The sequence below is a fragment of the Streptomyces sp. TLI_053 genome, from assembly GCF_900105395.1.
Taxonomy (GTDB): Bacteria; Actinomycetota; Actinomycetes; order Streptomycetales; family Streptomycetaceae; genus Kitasatospora.
Genome location: NZ_LT629775.1, coordinates 2529958 through 2553202, shown reverse-complemented (window position 1 = coordinate 2553202; position 23245 = coordinate 2529958). Strand labels below are relative to the sequence as shown.

Annotated in this window: 21 protein-coding genes; 8 read left to right on the top strand and 13 right to left on the bottom strand. The window is 73.3% G+C overall.

Annotation, left to right across the window (positions count from 1 at the left end):
• Positions 1-16: 16 nt before the first annotated feature.
• Together BLU95_RS10135 and BLU95_RS10130 are read right to left on the bottom strand one after the other, a co-directional pair.
• On the bottom strand, positions 17-1378 hold the full coding sequence (locus tag BLU95_RS10135) for a cytochrome P450 family protein (RefSeq protein ID WP_093859719.1): 1362 nt from the start codon (positions 1376-1378) through the stop codon (positions 17-19).
• A gap of 56 nt (positions 1379-1434) precedes the next feature.
• Entirely contained in the window at positions 1435-2889 is a 1455-nt protein-coding gene (locus BLU95_RS10130; protein WP_093859718.1) for an MFS transporter, read from the bottom strand.
• Positions 2890-3191: 302 nt separating this feature from the next.
• Between BLU95_RS10130 and BLU95_RS10125 the strand changes: the two genes are divergently transcribed.
• Positions 3192-3929, top strand: a complete 738-nt coding sequence (locus BLU95_RS10125; RefSeq protein ID WP_093864770.1) for a class I SAM-dependent methyltransferase — start codon at positions 3192-3194, stop codon at positions 3927-3929.
• 132 nt (positions 3930-4061) lie between these two features.
• Here BLU95_RS10125 and BLU95_RS10120 read toward each other — a convergent pair whose 3' ends face one another.
• Positions 4062-4649, bottom strand: coding sequence for a sigma-70 family RNA polymerase sigma factor (locus BLU95_RS10120; RefSeq protein ID WP_286158623.1), 588 nt, complete (start codon positions 4647-4649; stop codon positions 4062-4064).
• A 58-nt stretch (positions 4650-4707) separates the two neighbouring features.
• Between BLU95_RS10120 and BLU95_RS10115 the strand changes: the two genes are divergently transcribed.
• Positions 4708-5067, top strand: coding sequence for a zf-HC2 domain-containing protein (locus tag BLU95_RS10115; RefSeq protein WP_093859717.1), 360 nt, complete (start codon positions 4708-4710; stop codon positions 5065-5067).
• Between the two features lie 461 nt (positions 5068-5528).
• Here BLU95_RS10115 and BLU95_RS10110 read toward each other — a convergent pair whose 3' ends face one another.
• Positions 5529-6395, bottom strand: coding sequence for a hypothetical protein (locus BLU95_RS10110; RefSeq protein WP_093859716.1), 867 nt, complete (start codon positions 6393-6395; stop codon positions 5529-5531).
• 356 nt (positions 6396-6751) lie between these two features.
• Here BLU95_RS10110 and BLU95_RS10105 point away from each other — a divergent pair, with 356 nt between their 5' ends.
• Both BLU95_RS10105 and BLU95_RS10100 read left to right on the top strand, forming a co-directional pair.
• Positions 6752-8125 carry a cytochrome P450 gene (locus BLU95_RS10105; protein ID WP_093859715.1) on the top strand — a complete coding sequence of 458 codons (1374 nt, stop codon included), beginning with the start codon at positions 6752-6754 and terminating at the stop codon, positions 8123-8125.
• A gap of 136 nt (positions 8126-8261) precedes the next feature.
• On the top strand, positions 8262-9740 hold the full coding sequence (locus BLU95_RS10100; protein WP_093864768.1) for a CoA transferase: 1479 nt from the start codon (positions 8262-8264) through the stop codon (positions 9738-9740).
• Positions 9741-9847: 107 nt separating this feature from the next.
• Here the strand turns inward: BLU95_RS10100 and BLU95_RS10095 are convergent, their stop codons facing one another.
• Positions 9848-10447: an HdeD family acid-resistance protein gene (locus tag BLU95_RS10095; RefSeq protein WP_353653553.1), complete on the bottom strand. Its 600-nt coding sequence runs from the start codon at positions 10445-10447 to the stop codon at positions 9848-9850.
• A gap of 176 nt (positions 10448-10623) precedes the next feature.
• On the opposite strand from BLU95_RS10095, the gene BLU95_RS45030 reads away from it, so the two are divergent.
• On the top strand, positions 10624-12450 hold the full coding sequence (locus BLU95_RS45030; RefSeq protein ID WP_093859714.1) for an NAD-binding protein: 1827 nt from the start codon (positions 10624-10626) through the stop codon (positions 12448-12450).
• A gap of 162 nt (positions 12451-12612) precedes the next feature.
• On the opposite strand, the gene BLU95_RS10085 is transcribed toward BLU95_RS45030, so the two are convergent.
• The 3 genes from BLU95_RS10085 to BLU95_RS10075 form a co-directional block, all read right to left on the bottom strand.
• Positions 12613-13281 (bottom strand): class I SAM-dependent DNA methyltransferase, encoded by a 669-nt coding sequence (locus tag BLU95_RS10085; RefSeq protein WP_093864766.1) that lies wholly within the window; start codon positions 13279-13281, stop codon positions 12613-12615.
• Between the two features lie 262 nt (positions 13282-13543).
• Positions 13544-14089 (bottom strand): GNAT family N-acetyltransferase, encoded by a 546-nt coding sequence (locus tag BLU95_RS10080; RefSeq protein WP_093859713.1) that lies wholly within the window; start codon positions 14087-14089, stop codon positions 13544-13546.
• Positions 14086-15390, bottom strand: a complete 1305-nt coding sequence (locus tag BLU95_RS10075) for a helix-turn-helix domain-containing protein (protein ID WP_159424837.1) — start codon at positions 15388-15390, stop codon at positions 14086-14088. Before BLU95_RS10075 ends, BLU95_RS10080 begins: the two co-directional genes overlap by 4 nt.
• A gap of 157 nt (positions 15391-15547) precedes the next feature.
• Between BLU95_RS10075 and BLU95_RS10070 the strand changes: the two genes are divergently transcribed.
• The 3 genes from BLU95_RS10070 (at position 15548) to BLU95_RS10065 (ending at position 17622) form a co-directional block, all read left to right on the top strand.
• On the top strand, positions 15548-16027 hold the full coding sequence (locus BLU95_RS10070; RefSeq protein ID WP_093859711.1) for an ATP-binding protein: 480 nt from the start codon (positions 15548-15550) through the stop codon (positions 16025-16027).
• Between the two features lie 321 nt (positions 16028-16348).
• Positions 16349-16483, top strand: coding sequence for a hypothetical protein (locus BLU95_RS45025; protein WP_286158622.1), 135 nt, complete (start codon positions 16349-16351; stop codon positions 16481-16483).
• Positions 16480-17622 carry a methyltransferase domain-containing protein gene (locus BLU95_RS10065; RefSeq protein ID WP_093859710.1) on the top strand — a complete coding sequence of 381 codons (1143 nt, stop codon included), beginning with the start codon at positions 16480-16482 and terminating at the stop codon, positions 17620-17622. Before BLU95_RS45025 ends, BLU95_RS10065 begins: the two co-directional genes overlap by 4 nt.
• 51 nt (positions 17623-17673) lie before the next feature.
• On the opposite strand, the gene BLU95_RS10060 is transcribed toward BLU95_RS10065, so the two are convergent.
• The 5 genes from BLU95_RS10060 to BLU95_RS10040 form a co-directional block, all read right to left on the bottom strand.
• The gene (locus tag BLU95_RS10060) at positions 17674-18453 is read right to left on the bottom strand and encodes an enoyl-CoA hydratase (RefSeq protein WP_093859709.1); all 780 of its coding nucleotides are present in this window, start codon (positions 18451-18453) and stop codon (positions 17674-17676) included.
• Between the two features lie 133 nt (positions 18454-18586).
• Positions 18587-19621, bottom strand: coding sequence for an enoyl-CoA hydratase/isomerase family protein (locus BLU95_RS10055; protein WP_093859708.1), 1035 nt, complete (start codon positions 19619-19621; stop codon positions 18587-18589).
• 252 nt (positions 19622-19873) lie between these two features.
• Entirely contained in the window at positions 19874-21097 is a 1224-nt protein-coding gene (gene fahA, locus BLU95_RS10050; RefSeq protein ID WP_093859707.1) for a fumarylacetoacetase, read from the bottom strand.
• Positions 21094-21984 (bottom strand): hypothetical protein, encoded by an 891-nt coding sequence (locus tag BLU95_RS10045; RefSeq protein WP_093859706.1) that lies wholly within the window; start codon positions 21982-21984, stop codon positions 21094-21096. The genes fahA and BLU95_RS10045 overlap by 4 nt, the downstream gene beginning before the upstream one ends.
• Positions 21981-23180, bottom strand: coding sequence for a homogentisate 1,2-dioxygenase (locus BLU95_RS10040; protein WP_093859705.1), 1200 nt, complete (start codon positions 23178-23180; stop codon positions 21981-21983). The genes BLU95_RS10045 and BLU95_RS10040 overlap by 4 nt, the downstream gene beginning before the upstream one ends.
• Positions 23181-23245 lie beyond the last annotated feature (65 nt).

Sequence of the window (23245 nt, the reverse complement as noted above, 5' to 3'; positions counted from 1 at the left end):
TGCGTCCTCGGGGCGGTCAGTGCCGCCGGTCGTAGGCGACCGGGAGCCGGTTCACTCCACGGGCGAGGACGGCGGGCACCCAGGCGAGCGAGTCGATCCGCTCTCCCTCGGCGACGGACGGGCGCAGCCCGGGCAGCCGGGTGAGCAGGGTGCCGATGGCGATCTGGAGTTCGGCGCGGGCCAGGGCGGCACCGGGGCAGAAGTGGATGCCGTGGCCGAAGGCCAGATGGGCGTTGGGGGAGCGGTCGAAGTCCAGGACGTCGGTGTCCGGGAACTGCTCCTCGTCGCGGTTGGCGGCGCCGAGCGAGACGATCACCGAGTCCCCGGCCGGCACGGTGGTGCCGTGCAGGTCACTGTCGGCCCCGAAGAACCGCCAGGTGGTGAGCTCGAACGCGCCGTCGTAGCGGAGGAGTTCCTCGATCGCCCGGGTGAGCAGGCCCGGCTCGGCGCCGGGCGCGTCGGGGTCGAGGCTCGCCCGCAGCCGGTCGAGCTGCTCCGGGTGGCGCAGCAGGGTGATCAGCATGGTGGTGATCTGGTTGGTGACCGGCTCCTGGCCGGCGACCAGCAGCTGGAACACCATGGAGTCGAGCTCCTCGGGGCTCAACTCGCCGGCGTCGCAGGCGGCGACGAGCCGGCCGAGCAGGTCCACGTCGGGCCCGGCGGGGTCGTAGGTGGCACGCTTGTGGGCGACCACGTCGGCGATGTAGCCCTGGAGGCCGTGCAGCCGGCCCTCGTACGCCGGTCGGCCCGGGTCCTGCGGGCCGACCGGTTGCACCACCTTGCCCCAGTCGCGGTCGAAGCGCACCGCGAGCTCCTGGGGCAGGCCGATCACGGCCGCCAGCACCCGGAACGGGTAGTGGGCCGCGAAGCCCTCGACCAGGTCGGTGCCGCCGGCCGGGGCGGTCGGCGGGAGTTCGTCGACCAGGGCGTCGGCCAGCTCCTGGATGCGCGGGCGCAGCGACTCCACCCGGCGCGGCGCGAAGGCGTCCAGGACGAGCTTGCGCATCGTCGTGTGCTTCGGCGGGTCCTGGTGCAGCAGGTGCACCTGGAGCTGGGAGTGCTGCGGCTCCGGCATGATCGAGGCGAGCTTGCGCCAGTCCTCGTTGCCCAGTGAGTGGTTCTTGCCGAGCCTGGGGTCGTTGAGCGCCGCGTGGGCCGCCTTGTAGCCGGTGACCAGCCAGGCGCCGACGCCGCTCGGGAAGGTCACCCGGTGGACGGGGCCCGCGGCCCGCATCTGCCGGTACAGCGGGTACGGGTCGCTCTTGTACTCCGGTCCGAACAGCGGCACCGGATCTGGAAGTTCGTCGTACCCGAACGGGCAGCGTGCCCCGTCGGGCGTCTCGCCCGCCGCGGTCGGGTCGTGGACGGTGTCGGTCATTGCGGTTGTTCCTCCGGTAAGGATCTGCCGTGCGTTGGGAGAGGTGTGACGGTGGGTCACACGCGGCTGCGGATCGTCCGGTCGGTTCCGGTGGTGCTCCCGCCGCCGGTGCTGCCGCCGGGTGCGGCGTCCTTGGTGCGGTTGTTGCGGTGGTGCAGGGTCAGGAGGCCGACGGCGAGGGCGGCGGCGATTCCGGCCAGGGTGAGCCCGGCCCGGATGCCGGCGACCTCGGTGGTGCCGTAGAGCGTGGCGGCGGTGCCCAGCGCGGGGCCGAGCGCGAAGCCGAGGCTGCGGGCCAGCTGGACGGCCGAGCCGGCGGTGGCGAGCTGGTCGGGCGGGGCGGAGCTCATCACCAGGGCCTGGACCGGACCGCCGTTGAGGCCCATGCCGACGCCGGCGACCGCGAGCCGCCAGGCGATGTCGAGCGGGGACCAGGCGGTGTCGACCGGGACGAGCAGCAGCAGGCCGAACGCCGTCACGGCGGCGCCGGTCAGCGCCGTCGGGCGGGCGCCCCAGCGGTCCGCGAGCCGCCCGCCGAAGCGGCCGGCCAGCACCATGCCGAGCGGGAACGCCAGCATCGTGAGAGCCGTGTTGGTGGCGCTCTCGCCGTCGTCGCGGCGCAGGTACTGGGCGAGCAGGTAGTGGTTGGCGGCGAAGCCGGCCGCGAGGGCCAGCACCGAGCCGTTGACGGCGGCGGTGCCGGAGGCGCGCAGCACCCCGGCGACCGGCCGCCCGCCGGGGCGGCGCAGCCAGAACAGCACCAGGGGCACGGAGGGCAGCGTGAGCAGCAGCCAGAGCGGCGCGTCCGGCGCGAGGGTGAGGCCGAGCAGTACGGCGGCGACGGCCGAACCGATCAGCGCGGCGTCGCCGAGCGAGGAGCGGTCGGGCAGCCGCAGCCGCTTGCCGCCGCGCGGGGCGTCCTTGCGGGCGATCAGCCAGGCGGCCAGGCAGATCGGCAGCTTGACCAGGAAGATCGCCCGCCAGCCGACGTGGTCGAGCAGCAGTCCGCCGACGACCGGGCCGGTGACGGCGCCCAGCGGTCCCAGCGTGGCGGGCACGCTCATCGCGCGGCCGCGCAGCTCGGGGCGGACGGCGGTGGCCGCTAGGACCGGCATCAGGACGAACAGCACGGCGCCGAAGGCCCCCTGGGCGAGGCGGGCGGCGATCAGCCAGCTCGCCCAGGGCGCGACGGCGGCCAGCGCGCTGCAGAGCGCGAAGCCGCCGACCGACAGCAGCAGGGCGGCGCGCATGCCGACCTGGTCCAGCCACCGTCCGGCGGGCAGCAGCAGGGCCACCAGGGGGAGCTGGTAGCCGAGCACGGCCCACTGGGCGGTGGTCGGGGAGACGTCGAGGGCGTCCGCGATGTCGGTGAGCGCGAGGTTGACCACGTTCATGTCGAGCATCGCGACGAAGGAGATCAGCCCTGCGGCGAGGACCAGACTCCACCGGTCCTCCGACCGGACCGGGCCGTCACCCGACGTACTGGTGGCGGGCGACTGCTGCGCTGCCATCGGTCATCCTCCGTTCCCCCGCGCTGTCCGGACACCACCTCGGCGGCGGCGTCCGGTACAGCAGTCGGAGACACCCCGGCTCGAGTTCCGAACAGGTGGGGGATTTTTCAGGCTTGGCCGGATCATGCCCACGGTGGCCGATCCTGCCCGCTGCCCGCTGCCCGCTGTGCGCTGCCGGCTGTGCGCTGCCGGCTGTGGGCTGCCGGCTGTGCGGCGTTGCCCATGGCCCGCCGCCGGCTCCCGGCGGGCGGCCTGTGCCGTTGCCGCCCGCGTCGGGTCCGCACCGTCATATGTTCGAGTGCATGGCTGACGAATGCTTCGGACATCCCAGGCTGGCCGCGATCTACGACCCGCTCGACCCCGACCGGGGAGATCTCGACCCCTACCTCCGGCTGGCCGGAGAGCTGGGCGCCCGCCGGGTGCTGGACATCGGCTGCGGGACGGGGGTGTTCGCGCTCCTCCTGGCCGACCGCGGGGTCGAGGTGGTCGGTGTCGATCCCGCCCGGGCCTCGCTGGACGTGGCCCGGGCCAAGCCGGGCGGCGGGCGGGTGCGCTGGCTCCACGGCGACGCCGCGGACCTCCCGCCACTGCGGGTCGACCTGGTGACGATGACCGCCAACGTCGCCCAGGCGATCGCCGGCCCGGCGGCCTGGCGGCGCACGCTGCGCGGGGCCTTCGAGGCACTGCGGCCCGGCGGCCATCTGCTCTTCGAGACCCGTGACCCGGCCGCGCGCGCCTGGGAGGACTGGACCCGGGAGAAGTCCCACCGGGTGACGGAGCTCCCGGGCGTCGGCGCGGTCGAGAGCTGGGTGCGGGTGACCGGGGTGGACGGGCCGCTGGTGACGTTCCGGTGGACCTTCGTCTTCGCCGCGGACGGTCAGGTGCTGACCTCGGACTCGACGCTGCGCTTCCGGGAGCGGGAGGAGGTCGAGGGCGAGCTGGCGGCGCAGGGGTTCGTCGTGACGGAGGTGCGGGAGGCGCCGGACCGTCCGGGGAAGGAGTTCGTCTTCCTGGCGCGCCGCCCGGCGGCCGGCGCCTGACCGGGCGGCCGGGGCACGCCGGGCGGAGGGAACACGCCGGTCGGGGGGCACGCGGACGGCAGGAGTACGCCGGACGGCGGGTGACGGATCCCGGGATCCGTCACCCGCCGTCCGGCGGTCCTGGCGCGCCGCTCAGCAGGCGGCCGCCAGTTCCGCCGTCGCGCCCGGGGCCGGCTCCCCGGCCTCGGCGGCCCGCAGGCGGGCGATCAGTTCCTCGCGGGCCCGGGCGACCCGGGAGCGGACGGTGCCGACCGGGCAGCCGGCCACCTCGGCGGCCTCGGCGTAGCTCAGCCCGACCACCTGGGTGAGCACGAAGGCCTCCCGGCGTTGCGCGGGCACCCGGTCCAGCAGGTCGCCGAGCGCCACGCCGTCCTCGAAGCCCGCGGCGGGCGTGGTGCCCTGCCGCTCGGCGGCCTCCTGCCAGTCCGGCAGCGCCGCGCAGCGCGGGCGGGCGGCGGCGGTGCGGTAGCGGTCGATGACGGTCCGGCGGGCGATCGACAGCAGCCAGGTCCGGGCCGAGGAGCGCCCGGCGAACCCGGGCAGGCTGCGCAGGGCGCGCAGGAAGGTCTCCTGGGCGAGGTCGTCGGCGGACTGCACGTCGGTGAGGTGGGCGACGAACCGCCACACGTCCCGCTGGGTGGCCCGGACGAAGGCTTCGACGTCGGCGGACCGCCCTTCGCGGGCGGCCAGGGCGAGGGCGGTCAGCTGCTCGTCATCCACGGCGGCGGCCTCCTACCCGGACGGTCCCACCTCGAAGAAGGTGCGGGACGATGGTCATATGAGATGCGAGCAACTCCGTACCGCTCTGTCGGCCCGCCTCGACGGTGAGCCGGCCGGTGTGCCGGACCGTCGACTGGACAAGCACGTCGCGCGCTGCGCGGTCTGCCGGGACTGGCTGGAGCGGGCGGAGCGGCTGCGCGGACCGCTGCTCGCCGACCGGAGCGGCGGCGACCCGTCGGCGCAGTGGACGGCGCGGCTCCTCACCCGCCTCGGCGCGGAGCCGGAGGGAGTCGCCGAGCCGGCGGGTGGCGCCGAGCCCGAGGGCGGCGCGGAGCCGGACCGGGTGCGGCCCGGCGGCGGGGCCGCCGCCGGGGTGGAGGGCCGTCCCGGGCAGGGGGACGACGGGCGGACGCGGTAGGACGGTGGCGCCGGTTCGGACCGGTGCGCCGTCGAAGTGAGACATGGAGGAGTCCCGAGGGGAAGACGGTGGTGCGGTCCCGCTGCGGGCGGAACCGTCGGCATCGGTGGGCGGCCGCGCGTCCGGAGCCCCGGCCGGTGGAACGGCGGAACGGTCGGCGCGCACGGGCCCGGGCCCCGGTCGCGCGGGCGGCGTCCGTCGGTACCGGCGGCGCGCCGTTCCTGGGTCGCCCGCCTCCGGCGGCCTCCGCCGCCGTCCGTGGTCGTCGGTCCCGTTCCCGGCCCGGCCTCCGGCAGAAGGTGCGGGGCTGGGCGGGTCGGTGCGACGGCAGGGCGGTGCGGTGGTCCGCGGTCGGTCGGGGTCGTCCGGGACGGGCGGCGGTACCCGGCGGCGCGGCTGCGGCGCGGGGCGACCTGCCCACCGCTTCGGGACACCGGCGGTGTCCGGGGGCGGAGGGCGCGTCAGCGGGCGAACACCGCGCGGGGCGGCCCGCGCCTCACCAGGGCGTGCGAGAGCAGCACCAGCCGCGGCAGCCTGGTCCGGCTGCCGACGGGTCTCGGCGCTCCCGGCGGCCGGTACCCGGCGGGCCGGCCGAACAGGGCCAGCAGCGGTGCGAGCAGCGCCCCGGCCAGTACCGCGCCCAGTGCGCCGAGCAGGTCGAACAGCCGCACCAGCGCGGTCTCGCCGCGCCAGAGCAGCAGCGCGCACGCGAGCGCGGCGAGCACGTGGGCGGCGATCATGCCGGTGGACATGCCGTGCGCGGCCATGTCGTGTCCGCCCGTGCCGTGGCCGCCCATGCCCTGACCGGCCACGCTCTGACCGGTCATGCTCTGGCCGGTCACCCCCGCGCCCGATCCGGACGGGAGGGCCGGTGCCGCCGCCGCGCCGTGCGCGTGGTGCGCGGCGGTCGCGGCCTGCACACCGGCCGGCGGGACGTCCGGATCGAGCCCGGCCATCACGGCCAGGTCGTCGGGCGTCACCCCGGTGGGTGCCGCGTCCGGATTGCACAACAGGAGCGAGGCCCAGTCCGTCGGTGGAACGCGGGCCGCGCCGCCACCGGCGAACAGCGTGCCCGCCTGTTCGAAGGTCAGGTGCAGGGCGGTCTGCGCCGCCACCATCCAGAGGCTGATCACCGTGAGCCCGCGACGCCGGCCGGCCAGCAACCAGGTGAGGCCGAGGACGAGACCGAACGCGCCGGCGAGGACGGGAGCCGAAACCCCGGAACCGGACATGGAGACGTGCGCCGTGGCGGCCAGCGCCACGCAGAGCGCGGCGAAGACCACGGCGCGCAGCGAGCGGATCCGGTCGGTCATCACGATGACACTCATCGTCGCACTCGCCTCCGCCGACCAGTACCGCACCCTCCGCTATTGGCCGGTTCCACCCCTGTGACGGCACGTCCGGGCACCTCGGGCGGGTCCCGGCGAGGCAGGCCGTTCGGGCACCGACACCTCCGGCGCCACCGGGGCGTCCGGTACGGGAGGGGTGTCACGCGGGTGTCACGCGGTGGCCGGATCCCGACGGTCCGGGGCGGGACGGAGGCCCGACCCGCGCCCGACTGGTCCCGGAAGATGCTATTCATGCCGTCATATCGGTTTGACAGCTTCGTTCCGATACGCACTGAATGTGACCTCACACACTGTGATCCCGCGCACACGGGAGCGACAGGGACAGGAGGCCCGGGATGGGCACCACCGCATCCGGCGCCGGTGCGACCACGGCCGGCGGCGCGACGGCCGGAGCGGCCGCGGACGTCCGGTCCGGGGCGGACGTCCGGCCCGGGAGCGCGGGCGGCGGCTCCGCGACCGCCGTCGACCGGCCGGAGGGCGTCGACCTCGCGGATCCGGCCTTCTGGCGGCTGCCCGCCCCGGCCCGGGCCGCCGCCTTCGCCGAACTGCGCCGCCTCCCCGCCCCCGCCCGCTTCGGTGCCGGTCCGGGCCGGGGTGGCCGCGACCAGGGCTTCCACGCCCTGGTCCGGCACGCGGACGTGGTCGAGGCCAGCCGTACCCCCGGCGTCTTCCTCAGCGGACCGGGCGTCACCACGCCCGAACCCGCCCGCTGGGTCCGCCTCCTGTTCGGGGACTCGATGGTGAACCTGGACGACCCCCGGCACGCCCAGCTGCGCCGGATCGTCTCCCGCGCCTTCACGCCGCGCCTGCTCTCCCGGGTGGAGGCGGACATCCGCCGGGTCGCCACCGAACTGGTCGACCGGGTCGAGCACGAGCGCCCCCCGGACTTCGTCAACGCGGTGGCCGCCGAACTCCCCTTCCGGGTGATCTGCGACATGATGGGCATTCCGGCCGAAATCCGCCGCGTCATTCTCGACCAGGTCAACCACGCCTCCGAGCACACCGGCGTCGCGCGCCCGCTGCTCCAGCGCCTCCGGACGCCCGGCCGCGGACTGCGGGCACTGGCCCGGATGCAGGGCACGGTGGCCGCCCTCGGCCGGGAGCGCCGCCGCCGCCCCGCCGACGACCTGATCTCCGCCCTGGTCACCGCCGACGTCGACGGCCGCCGCCTCACCGGCCGCGAACTCGGCGCCTTCTTCTCCCTCCTGCTCGTCGCCGGTGTCGAGACCACCCGCAACGCCCTCGCCCACGGCCTCCACCTGCTCACCGTCCACCCCGGCCAGCGCGCCCTGCTGCTCGGCGACCTCGACCGGCACCTCGGCGGCGCGGTCGACGAGATCGTCCGCCACTCCACGCCGATCATCCAGTTCCGCCGCACCCTGGCCGTCGACCACCGGCTCGGCGGCCCGGACGGCCCGCTGCTGCGGGCGGGCGAGAAGGTGGTGCTCTACTACGGCTCCGCCAACCACGACGAGACCGTGTTCGCCGACCCCGGGGCCTTCGACATCACCCGCACCCCCAACCCGCACCTGGGCTTCGGCGGGGGCGGGCCGCACTACTGCGTCGGCGCTCACCTCGCCCGTCAGGAGATGAAAGTGCTCTACCGGGAGCTGTTCACCCGGCTCCCCGAGGCCCGGTCGGTCGGCGAACCGGAAATCGCGCCGTCCAGCTTCGACCACCGGGTCCGCGCGCTCCGGTTCACCTTCTGACCCGTTGCCGACCTGCTGCCGACCCGCTTATGGTCCGGTTCTGCCCCGTCGGCCCCGCGCCAGGCGCACCGCCGGGACACGTCGGAAGGTGGCCGAGGTCACTGCGACCGCCCAGGTCGGCGCGCACAATGCCGACATGACCGACCGTTCGCTCCCCGCCCCGGCCCCCGACCCCGTCTCCGGTCCCGTCCCCGCCGACGCGCCGCCGCCCGGCGTCGACGGGCCCACCGCCGACGCCTGGACCGCGCTCGGCGGACCGGCCGCGTTGCTGGACCGGGTCTCCTTCCACGGCCCGGACGCGGTGCTGCCCTCCCGGCTGCCCGTGCGGCGGCTGGCCCGGGCCACCGTGGCCGCCTGTTCGCTGGCCGCCGCCGAATTGGCCGCGCTGCGCTCGGGCGGCCCGGGGTCGGGTGCTTCGGGGTCCGGTGGTGCGGGGTCCGCCGGCACGGTGGCCGAGGTCCGGATCGACCAGGGCGCCGTCGCCACGGCCTTCGTCAGCGAACGCCACCTGCGGATCGACGGCCGCGCCCCGGTCGCCTTCGCGCCGCTCTCGGGCTTCTGGCAGACCGCCGACGGCTGGCTGCGCACCCACGCCAACTACCCCCACCACCGGGACCGGCTGCTCACCGCCCTCGGCCTGCCCGTCGGCACCGGGCCCGAACGGCTCGCCGCCGTGCTGGGCGAACAGCCGGCCGCTGTCGTCCAGGAGCGCGCGTACGCGGCGGGAGCGCTCGCCGTCGCGGTCGCACCGGTCCGGGAGCTGGCCCTGCCACTGGTCGAACGCCGGACCGTCGACGAGGCCGCGCCCCGTCCCCTGGCCCCCGCCGGCCTGCCGGCCGACGGGATCCGTGTCCTCGACCTCACCCGGGTCATCGCCGGACCGGTCGCCACCCGCACCCTCGCCCTGCTCGGCGCCGACGTGCTGCGGGTCGATGCGCCCGGCCTGCCCGAGGCCGAGGACGCCCACGCCGACACCGGCTTCGGCAAGCGCTCCACCCGCCTCGACCTCGCGGCTCCGGCCGACCGGGCCGTGTTCGAGGACCTGCTCGCCACCGCCGACGTCGTCGTCACCGGCTACCGCCCCGGCGCCCTCGACGGGTACGGCCTCGCCCCCGACGAGGTGCTCGCCCGTCGGCCGGGCCTGGTGGTGGTCGAGCTGAACGCCTGGGGGTGGACCGGCCCGTGGAGCGGACGCCGGGGCTTCGACAGCCTGGTCCAGGCGGGCTGCGGCATCGCCGTCGTCGAGGCGGGCGCCGACGGCCGTCCCGGTGTCCTGCCCGCCCAGGCCCTCGACCACGGCACCGGCTACCTGATCGCGGCCGGGGTCCTGCGCGCCCTCACCGAGCAGCGCACCGGCCGGCCGGGGAGCCGCCACCTGCGCTACTCCCTGGCCGGTACCGCCTGCTGGCTGCTGGAAGGCATCGCCCCCACCGCAGACCCGCACGTCCTGCCGAACGAGGAGCCCTACGACCCGGCCCGGTGGATCACCGAGACCGAAGGGTCGGCCCACGGCCGGCTCCGCCACGCCCGCCCGCCCATCGGCTACGCGGGCGCCCCGGCGGACTGGTCCCGCCCGCCGGGCCGGTGGGGCACGGACGCCCCGGTCTGGCGCTGACGCCCGACGCGCCGACGGCGGGCCCGGGCCCGCCGTCGTGCTGTCCTGTCGTCCCGCTGCCCTGTCGCCCTGTCGCCCTGTCGTCCCGCCGTGCCGCCGTCGCCTCGTCAGACGCCTGACGGGATCTGCTTCGCGGAACTGCGCACCTGGAGGGCCGTCACGATCTCGACCAGCCCCAGGAACAGCAGCCAGCACCCGGCCAGCACCGTCAGTGCCTTGATCGAGCCGACCGGCCAGACCATCAGCAGCACCCCGGCCAGCGTGTTCGCCGCACCGGCGAAGGCCTGCCAGCCGCGGGCCGGCATCGTCTCGTCCGAGAGCGCGGCGACCAACTGCGTGATACCGCGGAACAGCCAGCCGATGCCGATCCAGATCGCCAGCAGCAGCAACGACTGCGCCGCGCTGCGGAAGCACAGCAGGCCCAGCAGTACGCAGAGTGCGCCGCTGATGAAGGCCAGCACCCGCATCGCGGTGCTGCCGTGGGTGCCGAACGCGGCGACCAGCTGGACGATGCCGATGACCAGCAGATAGAGGCCGAACAGCACGCCGACCACCCACAGCGTCTGCTTCGGCCAGACGAACACGATGATCCCGAGCGCGAGCGAGACCAGCCCGGCGAGCAGCAGCACCTGCCAGGCGGCCTTGGCGAGCATGCCGAGCGGGCCCCGGACCGGGGAACCGTCGGGAGTGATGATCGGGGAGACCACGGTGGCATCCTCCTGGGGTGCGGGCGGCGGACGGCGTTCCTCGCGATCACCTCACGATCACCGCCCGCGCCGCACCGTGCTCGCGGGGCGCACCCGTTCGGGTGATCGATCGGATTTCCCCCGGGGTTCCCCGAACGTCACTCCACCCTCACTTACCGTCGATAAGATCCGTCGATATGACTTCTGAAGGGTGGGGGACCCCTCCGGTCGAGCCGATCGGTCAGCACTACATCGTCTGCGGCGGCAACGCACTCGCCCACCGCCTGGTCCTCGAACTCGTCGAGCACTACGAAGTACCGGTCGTCGTCCTCGTCCCGGACCGCACCCGCGACCACGCACCCCGGATCGAGCAACTGGACGGCGTCGCCGCCGTCGTCGAGTACGCCGGCGTCACCGAGGAGGCCCTGCGCGCCGTCCGGGTCGAGACCGCGCGCGGCATCGCGCTCGTCGACGGCAACGACCAGGAGAACATCCACGCCGCGCTCTCCGCCCAGGGCCACAACCCGAACATCCGCATCGTGCTGCGGATGTTCAACCAGCGGCTCGGCTCCAACATCGAACGGCTGCTCCGGAACGGCACCGCGCTCTCCGGCTCCGCCACCGCCGCCCCGGCCTTCGCCGACGCCGCGCTGTCCCGGCCCAACTCCGTCCAGGTCGGCGACCGCTTCCTGCACATCGCCTACGACGACGACATAGCCGCCGACCGGATCTGCGTCGTCGCCGACCGCATCGACCGCCAGGACCTCGGCCGGATCCGCCTGCTGCCCGACCAGGAGGGCGACTCCGCCTCCTTCGTCCGGCTGGCCGGCGAGTTCGGCGACGGCGGGCCCATCCGCTCCGCCACCGAGGCCCGCCGCGCCACCGAACCCGCCCCCGTCCCCGACGAACCGTCCCCCGCAACCGGTGGCGTCGCCGCGCTCCAGACCCTGCCGCGCGAACCCGCCGTCCGGATCCCCTGGTGGCGGCGGCTGCGCTGGCGCCTCCTCGACACCCTGCGCTTCTTCACCAGCGCCCGCCTCCGGGTCGTCCTGATCACCGCCCTGGCCGCCGTGCTGTTCTCGTTCGGTCTGCTCTGGTACCTCAACGGCGACTTCGCCTGGACCTTCTACGCCTCCCTGCTGGACCTCGCCGGCGCCGCCCAGCCGGACCAGCCGGGCGCGGGGGACGGCAGCGGCACCGGCGGCACCTGGCAGCGGGTCGCCCAGGTGGTGATCACCTTCTGCGGCATCACCTTCGCCCCGGTCGCCACCGCCATCATGGTCGAGGTCCTCGCCGCAGGTCGCCGCGGCCAGCACCGCAACCCCGGCGCCGGCACCCGCGACCACGTCATCGTCGTCGGCCTCGGCAACGTCGGCACCCGCGTCGTCGAGCAGCTGCACGGCCTCGGCGTGCCGCTGGTCGGCCTGGAGAGCGACCCGCAGGCCCGCGGCATCTCCGCCGTCCGCGCCCTCGGCGTCCCGGTCGTCGTCGACGACGGCCCGCTCGCGGAGCAGTTGCGCCGCGCCCGCCTCAAGCACAGCCGCGCCGTGGTCGCCGTCAGCGGCGACGACGCCACCAACCTGGAGGCGGCACTCGAGGCGCGCGCCGTCCGCCCCGACGTCCGGGTGGTGCTGCGCCTCTTCGACGACTCCTTCGCGAGCCACGTCTACGCCACCCTGGACAACGTCGCCTCGCGCTCCACCTCCTACCTCGCCGCCCCGGCCTTCGCCGCCGCCCTGATGGGCCGCGAAGTGCTCGGCACCCTCTCGGTCTTCCGCCACGTCCTGCTGATCGCGGAGCTGACCGCCGAGCTCGGCACCGGCCTGATCGGCCTCAACCGCCACGACCTGGAGGACACCGGCGGCGTAAGGGTCCTGGCAGTCCGTCTCGCCCGCGCCCCGCAACTCCTCCACTGGAACTACGCCGACCGCACCCGCACCCTGGAACCCGGCGACCGGGTGGTGGTGGCCACCACCCGCAGCGGCCTCGCCCGCCTCAACACGACCCTGACGGAGAACAGTTGAGAGCCGCAGGAAGTCGGCCACGCCGACTTCCTGCGGCTCACATGTTCTCGTTGCGGCGCTGGTGTTGATCAAGCGCTGCCACCGAACGACGGCTGTGCCGCCGGGCCGGCGGCACAGCCGTCGGACTGATTGCGACTCTCCCCCCGACACATTGCCTGTAGTTCAGGCTCCAGGCGTCCTGCCCGTAACGATCAGCGTGCCGATGTGGCCCTCGGTCGGGGCGGCGAGGATTGTCGCTTCCGCCGACTCGAATCCGCTCTGCCGGAGAAGGCCGACCCATCGGCGCGGTGTGTAGGAGTAGCGGTACGTGTACAGCGCCCTCCCGGCGAAACCGCCCTTGTACATGCCCTGCGGACCGTAGGCGCCGGGGATGGCGGGAGGATGTGAAAAGGCCAGTACGCCACCGGGACTCAGTCGGGAGGCGATGAGGGGGAGCAGCTTCAGCGGGTCGGTGAACCAGACCGCTCCGAACACCGAATAGACCGCGTCCCAGGTCTCATCGGTGTCCCTCAGGTAGTCCAGGACCTCGGCACAGTGGATCCGGACGCCGGACGGACCCCAGCGCTCGGTGACCTTCTCGACCATGACAGGCGAGAGATCGACGCCGGTGACCTCCACGCCCCGCTCGGCCAGCGCGGCCAACGCGCGGCCGGTGCCGCAGCCGATCTCCAGCGCGCTGCGCGGTGACCCGAGGAGTTCGGGGCCGGGCCCGTGGTCGGCGTACTGGGTCCAGCGGAACACCGGCCCGGCGTCGAGCACGTCGGGTCTGATGCCGGCCGCGTACGTGTCCCAGAGCTCGCGCTCGGATGCGATGTCGTGCTGTACGGGCAACGGGAATCCCTTGAGGAGGAGCTGGCGGATGGGTGGCCCTGCCTCGCGCGTCGAGGCAGGGCCACCCGGGTCGTCCGGTCGGTGGCTCTGGACACCGGTCGGCCGCTCCACGCCGATGTCCGAGCCACCTGCTACGGCGACCTGCCGCTGCGCCCGCTCGTTCCCGGTCACGGCCGCCCTTCCCGGAAGGGCGGCCACGATCGGATCAGGTTTCGCCTCCAGGCTTCCTGCGGCTTCTGTACCTCTAGGAGTGCCAATGTGCTCATCGCCTCGTCAAGTCCAGAATCATCACGTCGTGGTGTGCTGCGCCCTCCCATGGAATCGCCGACCCCACCCGTCGGTAGCCCCAGGAGAGGTAGGCAGCCTGCGCGGAGGCGGCTTCCGGTCGGGTGTTCAGCATCACCCGTGCATGGTCGAGACCGTCGACGAGAGCGCGGTGCAGGCGGGTGGCGATGCCGAGGCGTCGCCACCCGGGCTGGACCGCCAGCTCGAAGATTCCGAAGGTACGTTGCCCGTCCTCGTGACGGAGCTCGTCCGGCGCGGCGTCGATCAGCGTGTCCCACCAGCCGGTGTTCGCCGACAACGGATAGCCGTAGGCCATGCCGACGACATCGTCGCCGTCGAAGGCGATGGCCGCACGGAACCCCCGCCGCCGCACTTGCGAGCGGAACCGTCGGAAGGCCCGCTCCACATCGACCGGCCCCTCACTGTAGGGAGGCTCCGCGAATGCCTCGGCGAAGACCTCCCTCAGTTGTATCTCGAGCTGGGCAGTCTGCTCGCCACCGAGCAGGCGAATCGTCACCGTCATGCAACCCTCTGCCTCTGTGTCGAAACTCCGAGCGCCCGAAGCTCCTCGACGCAATCCCGTGCTACTGCTGTATCAACCTGACGGGCCATGGAAGCCACAGTACTCAGCCGGTCGACAAGCCTGGCCGAAGTCATTCCCTTGGCGGCGCCGGCACTGGCCACTGCCTCTTGGCAGGCCTCCTCGACATCACCAGCCTTCATCAGTACCTCGGCGAGACGTGCTCGGTACAGTGCGGCGTTTCGCGTGTATGTCGGGCCCAACTGGCTGATTGCAGAACGCAGGAACGGGATCGCATGTGCGATGTGCCCAGTCTCGACATGCCAGGCAGCGGTTGCGTAGTCCACCTCGACCTGGCCGGCGAATGCCGTCCAAGGGGGTGCGTCGGCATCCTTGTCCGATCGGTCCTGCCATGCCAGCGCTGTTGAGAGGGCGCGCCTGGCGCCCGCGTGGTCGCCGGCGGACGAGAGAGCCCTCGCTTGTCGCAGGGCCACCACGGACTTCACTTTCGGCCCGCCCCGGGCCTGTGCGAGTCTCTCGGCGGCCATCGAGGAAGCGATGGCCTCCCAGGGTCTCTTCTGTTCGACCGCCAGTAAGGACAGGCTGTCGAGGGCCCGCACTTCCATGAGTGGGTCTCCGACCAAGCGGGCTGCGGTCAGGGCTTCGGTGCAGGCTGAGCGAGCTGCCGCAGGTCTTCCCGCGTCGAATTCGATCCAGCCGAGGTGGGAGTGCAGCGTCCCGGCCAAGGCGTGAAGGTCCCGGCCGACTCCCTCGAGGTATATCCCGTCGACCATGGCCCGCTCGACGCTTTGAAGCGTGTGCTTGGCTGCTTGCCGGGCGACGCGGCCACCTTGTGAGTGATCGATTGTGTACAGGTCAGTGACCTTCGAGCGGAAGATCTGGACATCGGCCGCGCCGACGCGCCGCCCCGTCCGTGTGGGCGGAAGGACGGAAGCGCCCAGAAGTGCTCCGGCATCGAGGACGAACCGCCGCCGCTGCAAGTCATCCTCCCGACTTCTGTCCTTCGACGGGCTCGGGCTCCGCCTCAGCGGGACGACGAACCCGAGTTCAGCCAGTGGAACACCCAACAGTGCTTCCAGTACGTCCTGTTGACCACTGTGCGGCGTCGGTGGACTGGACGACTCCCATCGCCTTAGCTGACGGACACTCACTATCGCTCGAACATCCATGCGTTGCGCCATGTCCGAGAAGGCGGCGACGAAGGTCTCCTGGGTGTATCCGGCGGCCTTTCGCAGCTCGGCCAGTGTTGGTCCTTCCACAGGAGCTCCCAACTGCTTTCGCACTCATGGGCTGTAGATATCGCCTGAGCCCGAAACGTCCGGTGAAACGTCCGGTCGCACCCGCCCCGCACCCTGCCACGGGGCGGTGAACTAGGAATACCTCGCCCGGCCCCCGTGCGCCAGGGAGGACCCAATCGGACCACCCGAGGGAGTGACCTCGATGTCTCCATCAACCCTGCTGCCGGCCGATCAGAATGATCGCCGCCGCCGGCGCCCTCCCGCCGCCGATGGCACTTCCTCCGGGGTCAGCGAGTTCTCCGCGCCGGCGACCGTCTGCTTGCCCTACCGGCCCGAGTCGGTGGCTGTCGCACGCCGCTTTGTATGTGCCAAGTTGCGGGAGTGGGGGCTTGACGTATTGACGGATGAAGCGTCGCTCGTCGTCAGCGAGTTGGCGACGAACTCCGTCAGGACCGGCTGCCAGGCTCGCATGATGGTGGCCGTGCGCCGTCCGACCGACCGAATCGTCCGGATCCTCGTCAGTGACGGTTCGCGCGTTCTGCCTGTCATGGTCGATGCCGGGGATCAGGCTACGTCCGGTAGGGGCCTGGCGATGGTTCACAGCCTCACGCACGGTCGTTGGGGTGCCAAGCGGCTCCCTTTCGGGAAGATCATTCACGCCGATCTGGCGATCGCTCGGTGATGCCGTCGTGCGGCGATCTGTCTCCGAGCGGCTCTTCTCCCGTACTCGATCCCCTCCGGGTCTGGGCCGCGTAGGGGGTCTCGCTGGCATCGGCTTTCCACATCCTCGCTGCGGCGCTGCTGTTGATCAACCACTGCCACTGAACGCCGTCTGTGCCGCCGGGTCGGCGGCACAGACGGGGAATCCGAACCCTGCCCTCCTCCACCCGAAAGGAGTCCCGCTGTGGTCGTCACGGACCCGAAGCCGCCGAAGCACAAGCCCCTCAACCCGCCCACGCCGCGCCCGCCCGACCGGTAGACACAGCACCACAAGGAGGAACCCATGGCCTGGGGAACCGACAAGGACGGCAACGGCAAGCACGGCGGCAAGAAGGACCCCGGCACCGCCAAGCCGTCGCCCGACGGGTCGAGGCCGCTGCCGGATCCCAAGCACCGGAAGGACGACGACAAGAAGTGACGGATTCCGCGCATCCTCCCGAGCAGGCCGCCGTGCGCGGCCTGCTCCGGGCCGTCGGCGAAGCGCTCGGCGGCCCGATTCCCCGTGAGTGGCGGGCGGCGATCGAGGCAGTCCCGCGCCACAGCTTCCTGCCGGAGCGAATCTGGCTGGCGGACGACGACGGCGGTTACGAGCCGTGTGACCTCGGAAGTGACGACCGACGCTGGTTCGGCGCCGCCTACGCCGATGTTCCGGTCGTCACCCAGGTCAACGGCGGCCACGAGTCGCCCGATCCGTGGCCGTCGTCCTCCGCCTCCACGCCCTCGATCGTCGTGCGGATGCTGTGCGACCTCGACCTCCGGCCGGGCATGAGGGTGCTGGAGATCGGCGCCGGCACCGGTTGGAACGCGGCGCTGCTGGCGCGCCGGCTCGGGCCCGAGAACGTCGTGTCGGTCGAGATCGACCCTGACCTCGCCTGCCAGGCGCGGGCGTTGTTGTACGCGGCGGGTCTCGGCGTGGACGTGATCTGTGGGGACGGCGCCGAAGGTTGGAGGCGCCGGGCCCCGTACGACCGGATCGTGTCGACCTGCTCGGTCCGCCGCGTCCCATGGGCCTGGGTCGAGCAGACCCGCCCCGGCGGCATCGTCCTCACGCCGTGGGACAACCCGATGATCTGCTGGGGACTGCTGAAGCTCACCGTCGAAAGAGAACAGGCGCAGGGCCGTTTCAGCCCGCACTCCGCGTTCATGCTGATGCGCACCCAGCGCGAGGACCTGCGGATCTTTCGCGATGTGGTGCGGGACGAGCACGTGCCCGAGGAGAGCCGGACCTCCTTCGACCCGCAACTCGTCACCGGTGACGCCTGGGAGGCCCGGTTCGCCCTGGGCCTGCGCCTCGGTGATGTGTGGACCGCGTGGGAGGAGGACGCCGCCCGAGTCTGGGTTGCGACCACCGATGCCCGTTCCTGGGCCGCCGTCGACCTCGACGGCACGGTGCGCCAGTACGGGCCGCGCCGGCTCTGGGCGGAGGTGGAGGAGGCCCACCGCTGGTGGGAGGAGCAGGGCCGACCCGGGCCCGAACGGTTCGGGCTGACCGTCACGGCCGCAGGGCAGCGGGCCTGGCTCGACGATCCCACCCAGACCGTGAGGAAGGAGGATTGAGTACCAGGGAGGCCCCTTCGTCGGTCGACGAAGGGGCCTCCTCCAAACACATCAGCGGTGCTTGAACTCCGCCGGGCGCTTCTCCGCGAACGCCGCCATGCCTTCCTTCTGATCCGCCGTGGCGAACGCCGCGTGGAAGAGGCGGCGCTCGAAGCGGACGCCCTCGGCGAGGGTGGTCTCGAAGGCGCGGTTGACGCTCTCCTTCATCATGATGCTCGCCGGGGTGGACATCGCGGCGACCTTCTCGGCGGTGGCGAGTGCCTCCGCGAGCAGCTGGTCGGCCGGGACGATCCGGGACACCAGGCCGGCCCGCTCGGCCTCCTCGGCGCCCATCATCCGGCCGGTCAGGCACAGCTCCATCGCCTTGGCCTTACCGACGGCGCGGGTGAGCCGCTGGGAGCCGCCGATGCCCGGAATCACACCGAGCTTGATCTCCGGCTGGCCGAACTTCGCGGTGTCCGCCGCGAGCAGGATGTCGCACAGCATCGCCAGCTCGCAGCCGCCGCCCAGCGCGAAGCCGGCCACCGCCGCGACGACCGGCTTGCGCAGGTTGCCCAGGCGGTCCCACGGGCCGAGCCAGTCGTCCAGGTAGACGTCCGGGAAGCTGTTGCCCTGCATCTCCTTGATGTCCGCGCCCGCCGCGAACGCCTTCTCCGAGCCGGTGATCACCAGACAGCCGATCTCCGGGTCGCGGTCGAACGCGGTCGCGGCGGCCACGACCTCGTTCATCAGCGTGGTGTTGAGCGCGTTCAGCGCCTCCGGCCGGTTGAGCGTGATCAGCCCGACCCGGCCCTTGCGGTCCACCAGGATCGTCTCGTAGGTCTCGGTCATCGCCGTTGACTCCCATTCCGCTGCTCGGCCCCGCTCGGGGCGCGCCAGGACCGTCCAACGATCTCCGAAACGGGCCGCCTCGCGCCAGTCTCGATCCGCGAGACGGTCGTCACCCGTCGAACGGGCCGTCCGGTCACCGCAGCCGCAGGTCACCGTCGGCCGGCGGCTCGAAGAACGCGGCCACCGCCCGCTCGTCGACCTCGGCGAGGGTCGCCGGGGACCAGCGCGGGTTGCGGTCCTTGTCGACCACCTGCGCCCGGATCCCCTCGACCAGGTCGTGGTGGGCGACCGCCGCGCAGGACACCCGGTACTCCTGCTCCAGGCCCTCCGCGAGCGAGCCGTGCGACCGGGCCCGGCGCAGCGCGCTGAGCGTCACCTTGAGCATCGTCGGCGAGCGCTCGGCCAGCTCCTCGGCGGCCTGCTTGGCCGCCGGCACGCCACTGGCGACCAGCCGGGCCACGATCTCCTCCACGCTGTCGGCCGCGTAGCAGGCGTCGATCCACTCCCGCTGCTCCGCGAGCGGCGCGGCCGGTGCCGGCTCCGCGTACCGGGCGACGACCTCCGCCACCGGCCCGTCGTCGAGGGCGGCCAGCAGCTCCGGCAGGTTCGCCGAGGGCACATAGTGGTCGGCGAACCCGCACAGCAGCGCGTCCCCGGCGGTCATCGAGGCGGCGCTCAGCCCCAGGTGGGTGCCCAGCTCGCCGGGCGCGCGGGACAGCAGCCGGCTGCCGCCGACGTCCGGCACCAGGCCGATCCGGGTCTCCGGCAGCGCCACCACCGAACGCTCGGTGACGATCCGCACCGAGCCGTGGGCGGAGACACCGACGCCGCCGCCCATGGTGATGCCGTCCATCACGGCCACGTAGGGCTTCGGGTAGCGGGAGATCAGCTCGTTCAGCCGGTACTCGTCGCGCAGGAACGCACGCGTGCCGGCCCCGCCGAGCTTGGCGTCGTCGTGGAACGCCCGGATGTCGCCGCCCGCGCACAGACCACGCTCCCCGGCGCCGGTCAGCACCACCACCCGCACCGCGTCGTCCTCGGCCCAGGCGTCCAGCGCGGCCCGCAGGTCCAGGATCATGCCGTGCGTCAGCGAGTTGAGCGCCCGGGGCCGGTCGAGCACGATCCGCCCCACCCCGCCGTCCCGCCGGGCCCGAACCTCGTCACCCATCGTCCCCACTCCCGTCCGTCGTCGCCGACCGGCCCGTGCGGCCAAGATCCCTGCTGCCACCGTACCTTCGGGCCCGGGCCGGTCGGCAAGTACGGCGGGTGGTGCGCGGACGGCGGCGGGTCGCAACGCGAAGGGCGGCAGGCGGGAACGCGGAGGGCGGCACCGTTGTGACCGGTGCCGCCCTCCGTCGTGCCGATACTGCGGGTGGTGCGGGTGGTGCCGCGGCGGGGCCCGGGTGGTGGCCCCGCCGGGTCAGGGGGTGATGCGGCCGGTGACCTCGCCGAAGCCGACGACGGTGCCGTCCGGGCCGGGGGCGGTCGCGGTGACGGTCACCTCGTCGCCGTCCTCCAGGAAGGTCCGGGTCGTGCCGTCCGCGAGCTTGAGCGGGTTCTCGCCGTTCCAGGTCAGCTCGATCAGCGCGCCCCTGGTCTCCGGCTCCGGCCCGCTGATGGTGCCGGAGGCGAACAGGTCGCCGGTGCGCAGCGAGGCGCCGTTGACCGTCATGTGGGCGAGCTGTTGGGCGGCCGTCCAGTACATCGAGGCGAACGGCGGGCGGGAGATCCGGTGGCCGTTCAGCAGGACCTCCAGGGCGAGGTCCAGGCCCCAGTGCCGGTCGTCCGCGCGGTCGTCGAGGTAGGGGAGCAGTTCGACGTCACGGGCCGGCGCGGCGACCCGGGCGTGCTCGAGGGCGGCCAGCGGCACGATCCACGGCGAGACGGAGGTGGCGAAGGACTTGCCGAGGAACGGGCCGAGCGGCACGTACTCCCAGGCCTGGATGTCCCGCGCGGACCAGTCGTTGACCAGGCAGACGCCGAAGACGTGCTCGCGGAAGTCGTCCAGACCGACCGGCTCGCCCAGCGCCGAGGGCGCGCCGACGACGAAGCCGACCTCGGCCTCGATGTCCAGCCGGCGGCTCGGCCCGAAGGACGGGACGGCGTCGGCCGGCGCCTTGCGCTGCCCCTGCGGGCGGCTCACCGGGGTGCCGGACACCACCACGGTGCCGGAGCGGCCGTGGTAACCGATCGGCAGGTGCTTCCAGTTGGGCGTCAGCGGCTCCGACCCGGGGCGGAAGATCTTCCCCAGGTTGGTGGCGTGGTGCTCCGAGGCGTAGAAGTCGACGTAGTCGGCGACCTCGAACGGCAGGTGCAGTGCCACCTCGGCGAGCGGCAGCAGCAGCGGGGAGAGCGCGTCCCGGTGGGCCTCGTCGGTCAGCCAGCGGGTCAGCGAGGCGCGGACCTCGGTCCACACCGGGCGGCCGGCCGCCAGCAGCGGGTTGAGCGAGTCCGCGTCGAGCAGGACGGAGGGCTCCCCGACGGCCCGGGCGGCGGCGCCCGCGTCGAGCACGAAGTCGCCGATCCGGACGCCGATCCGTCGCGTGCCCGGCCGGTCGGCCGCGGTGAAGACGCCGTACGGCAGGTTGTGCACGCCGAACGGCGAGTCGTTCGCGGGCGCGAGCCAGCTGCGGGGGGTGGTCAACGGTCCTCCTGGGACGTCAGGGCGGGCGACAGCAGGCCGAGGGCGGCCAGGTCGTCCAGGGGCTCGGCGATGCTACAGGTGCCGAACGCGGTGAACGAGTTGCGGATCACCGTCACCTGACGGTCGGTCAGTGAACGGGCGGCCTCGGCGAGCGCCTCGCCGGAGCGCTCGGCCAGGATGTCGGCCGCCGCCTTCGGGTCGGTCTCCGCCGCCGCCAGGAGCACGTTCAGGAAGCCGTGGTGCTCGAAGCCGGTCGCCGGGTCGGTGTGCCGGACGGCGTGGTGCAGTCCGGCGGTGCACTTGTACGGCAGGCCGCGCTGCGCGCACCCGGTGAGGAAGCCGGCGAGCTCGGCCTCGTCCGGGAAGGCGCCGGCGACCACGCCGCCGGTGCGGAACTTGGCCCGGTACGGGCTGTCGACCAGGACGTCCAGGACCTCCTCCAGCCCGTCGCCGCGCAGCAGTTCGCGCGGCAGTTCGACGGCGGCCGGTACGTCCGGCGGCAGCAGCAGGTCTAGCGCGGCGACGGCCTCGCGGGCGTCCCGGGTGGCCAGTTCGACGCCGGCCACCAGGAACGGGGCGGCGGCGGTGAGGGCCGGGCCGAGCTCGGAGCTGCCCCCCGGCAGCACCAGGCCGACCCGGAGCCGGGAGCCGGTGCCGCCCACCGCCTGCGCCGCGGCGGCCAGTTCGCCCAGTCGGCCCGCCCCGCAGAGCAGCGGGCCGACGGCGTCGGCGTACCGGGCGGCGCGGTGCGCGAGGTGCGCGGGCACCGCCTCGGCGACGGGCAGGTTCCCGGGCGGGAACACCGCCGCGTCGTCGAACAGCCCCTGGAACAGCGGCGGGACGGCGGCCGCCCCGGCGGCGGTGGGGTCGGCGGGGGTGGTGCTCACGACTGCGGCCCCCGACCGGCCCAGGTCCAGGCGTAGTTCGGGTCCTCGCTCGCCCGGCCGCCCTCGCCCAGCTCCAGCGGGCGGAAGGTGTCCACCATCACCGCGAGCTCGTCGAAGAACTCCGCGCCGATCGACCGCTCGTACGCGCCCGGCTGCGGGCCGTGGGTGTGCCCGCCCGGGTGCAGCGAGATCGACCCCTGGGCGATGCCCGAACCCTTGCGCGCCGCGTAGTCGCCGCCGCAGTAGAACATCACCTCGTCGCTGTCCACGTTGGAGTGGTAGTAGGGCACCGGGATCGACAGCGGGTGGTAGTCCACCTTGCGGGGAACGAAGTTGCAGATCACGAACCCGTTGCCCTCGAACACCTGGTGGGCCGGCGGCGGCTGGTGGATCCGCCCGGTGATCGGTTCGTAGTCGCTGATGTTGAACGCGTACGGGTACAGGCAGCCGTCCCAGCCGACCACGTCGAACGGGTGGTGCGGCACGGTGTACCGGGTGCCCGCGATGCCGTTCGGACCGCGGTGCTTGACCAGGACGTCGACGTCCGTGCCGTCCACCAGCAGCGGACCGGACGGGGCGCGCAGGTCCCGCTCGCAGTACGGCGCGTGCTCCAGCAGCTGGCCGTACTTGGAGAGGAAGCGCTTGACCGGGGTGATGTGGCTGTTCGCCTCGATGCAGTAGGCGCGCAGCGGCTCGTCGCCGGTCGGCACCCAGCGGTGGGTGGTCGCCCGGGGGATGATCACGTAGTCGCCCCGGCCGACCTCCAGCGTGCCGAAGACCGTCTCCAGGGTGCCGGAGCCGGACTCCACGTACACGCACTCGTCGCCGAGCCCGTTGCGGTACAGCTCGCTCGGCGCCCCGGCGGCGACGTACGAGATCCGCACGTCGCCGTTGCCGAGGACGAGCCGGCGGCTGCCGACGACGTCCGCGGACTTCCACTCCTGGCCCGCGAACAGCTCGTGCAGCTTGAGGTGCCGGGGGAGCAGGGGGTGGTTGGCGACCGTCGACTGGTCGGGCAGCTCCCACGGGACCGCGTTCACGACGGCCGAGGGGATGCCCCGGTGGTAGAGCAGCGAGGAGTCCGAGGAGAACCCCTCCTCGCCCATCAACTCCTCGTAGTACAGCCCGCCCTCGGGTGTGCGGTGCTGGGTGTGCCGCTTGGGCGGGATGCTGCCCAGCTGCCGGTAGTACGCCATCGTCCCTGCTCCTCCCGGACCCTCCGGGGCCCAGACCTTCGTACGGCTCCAGCGGTGGCCGGTCG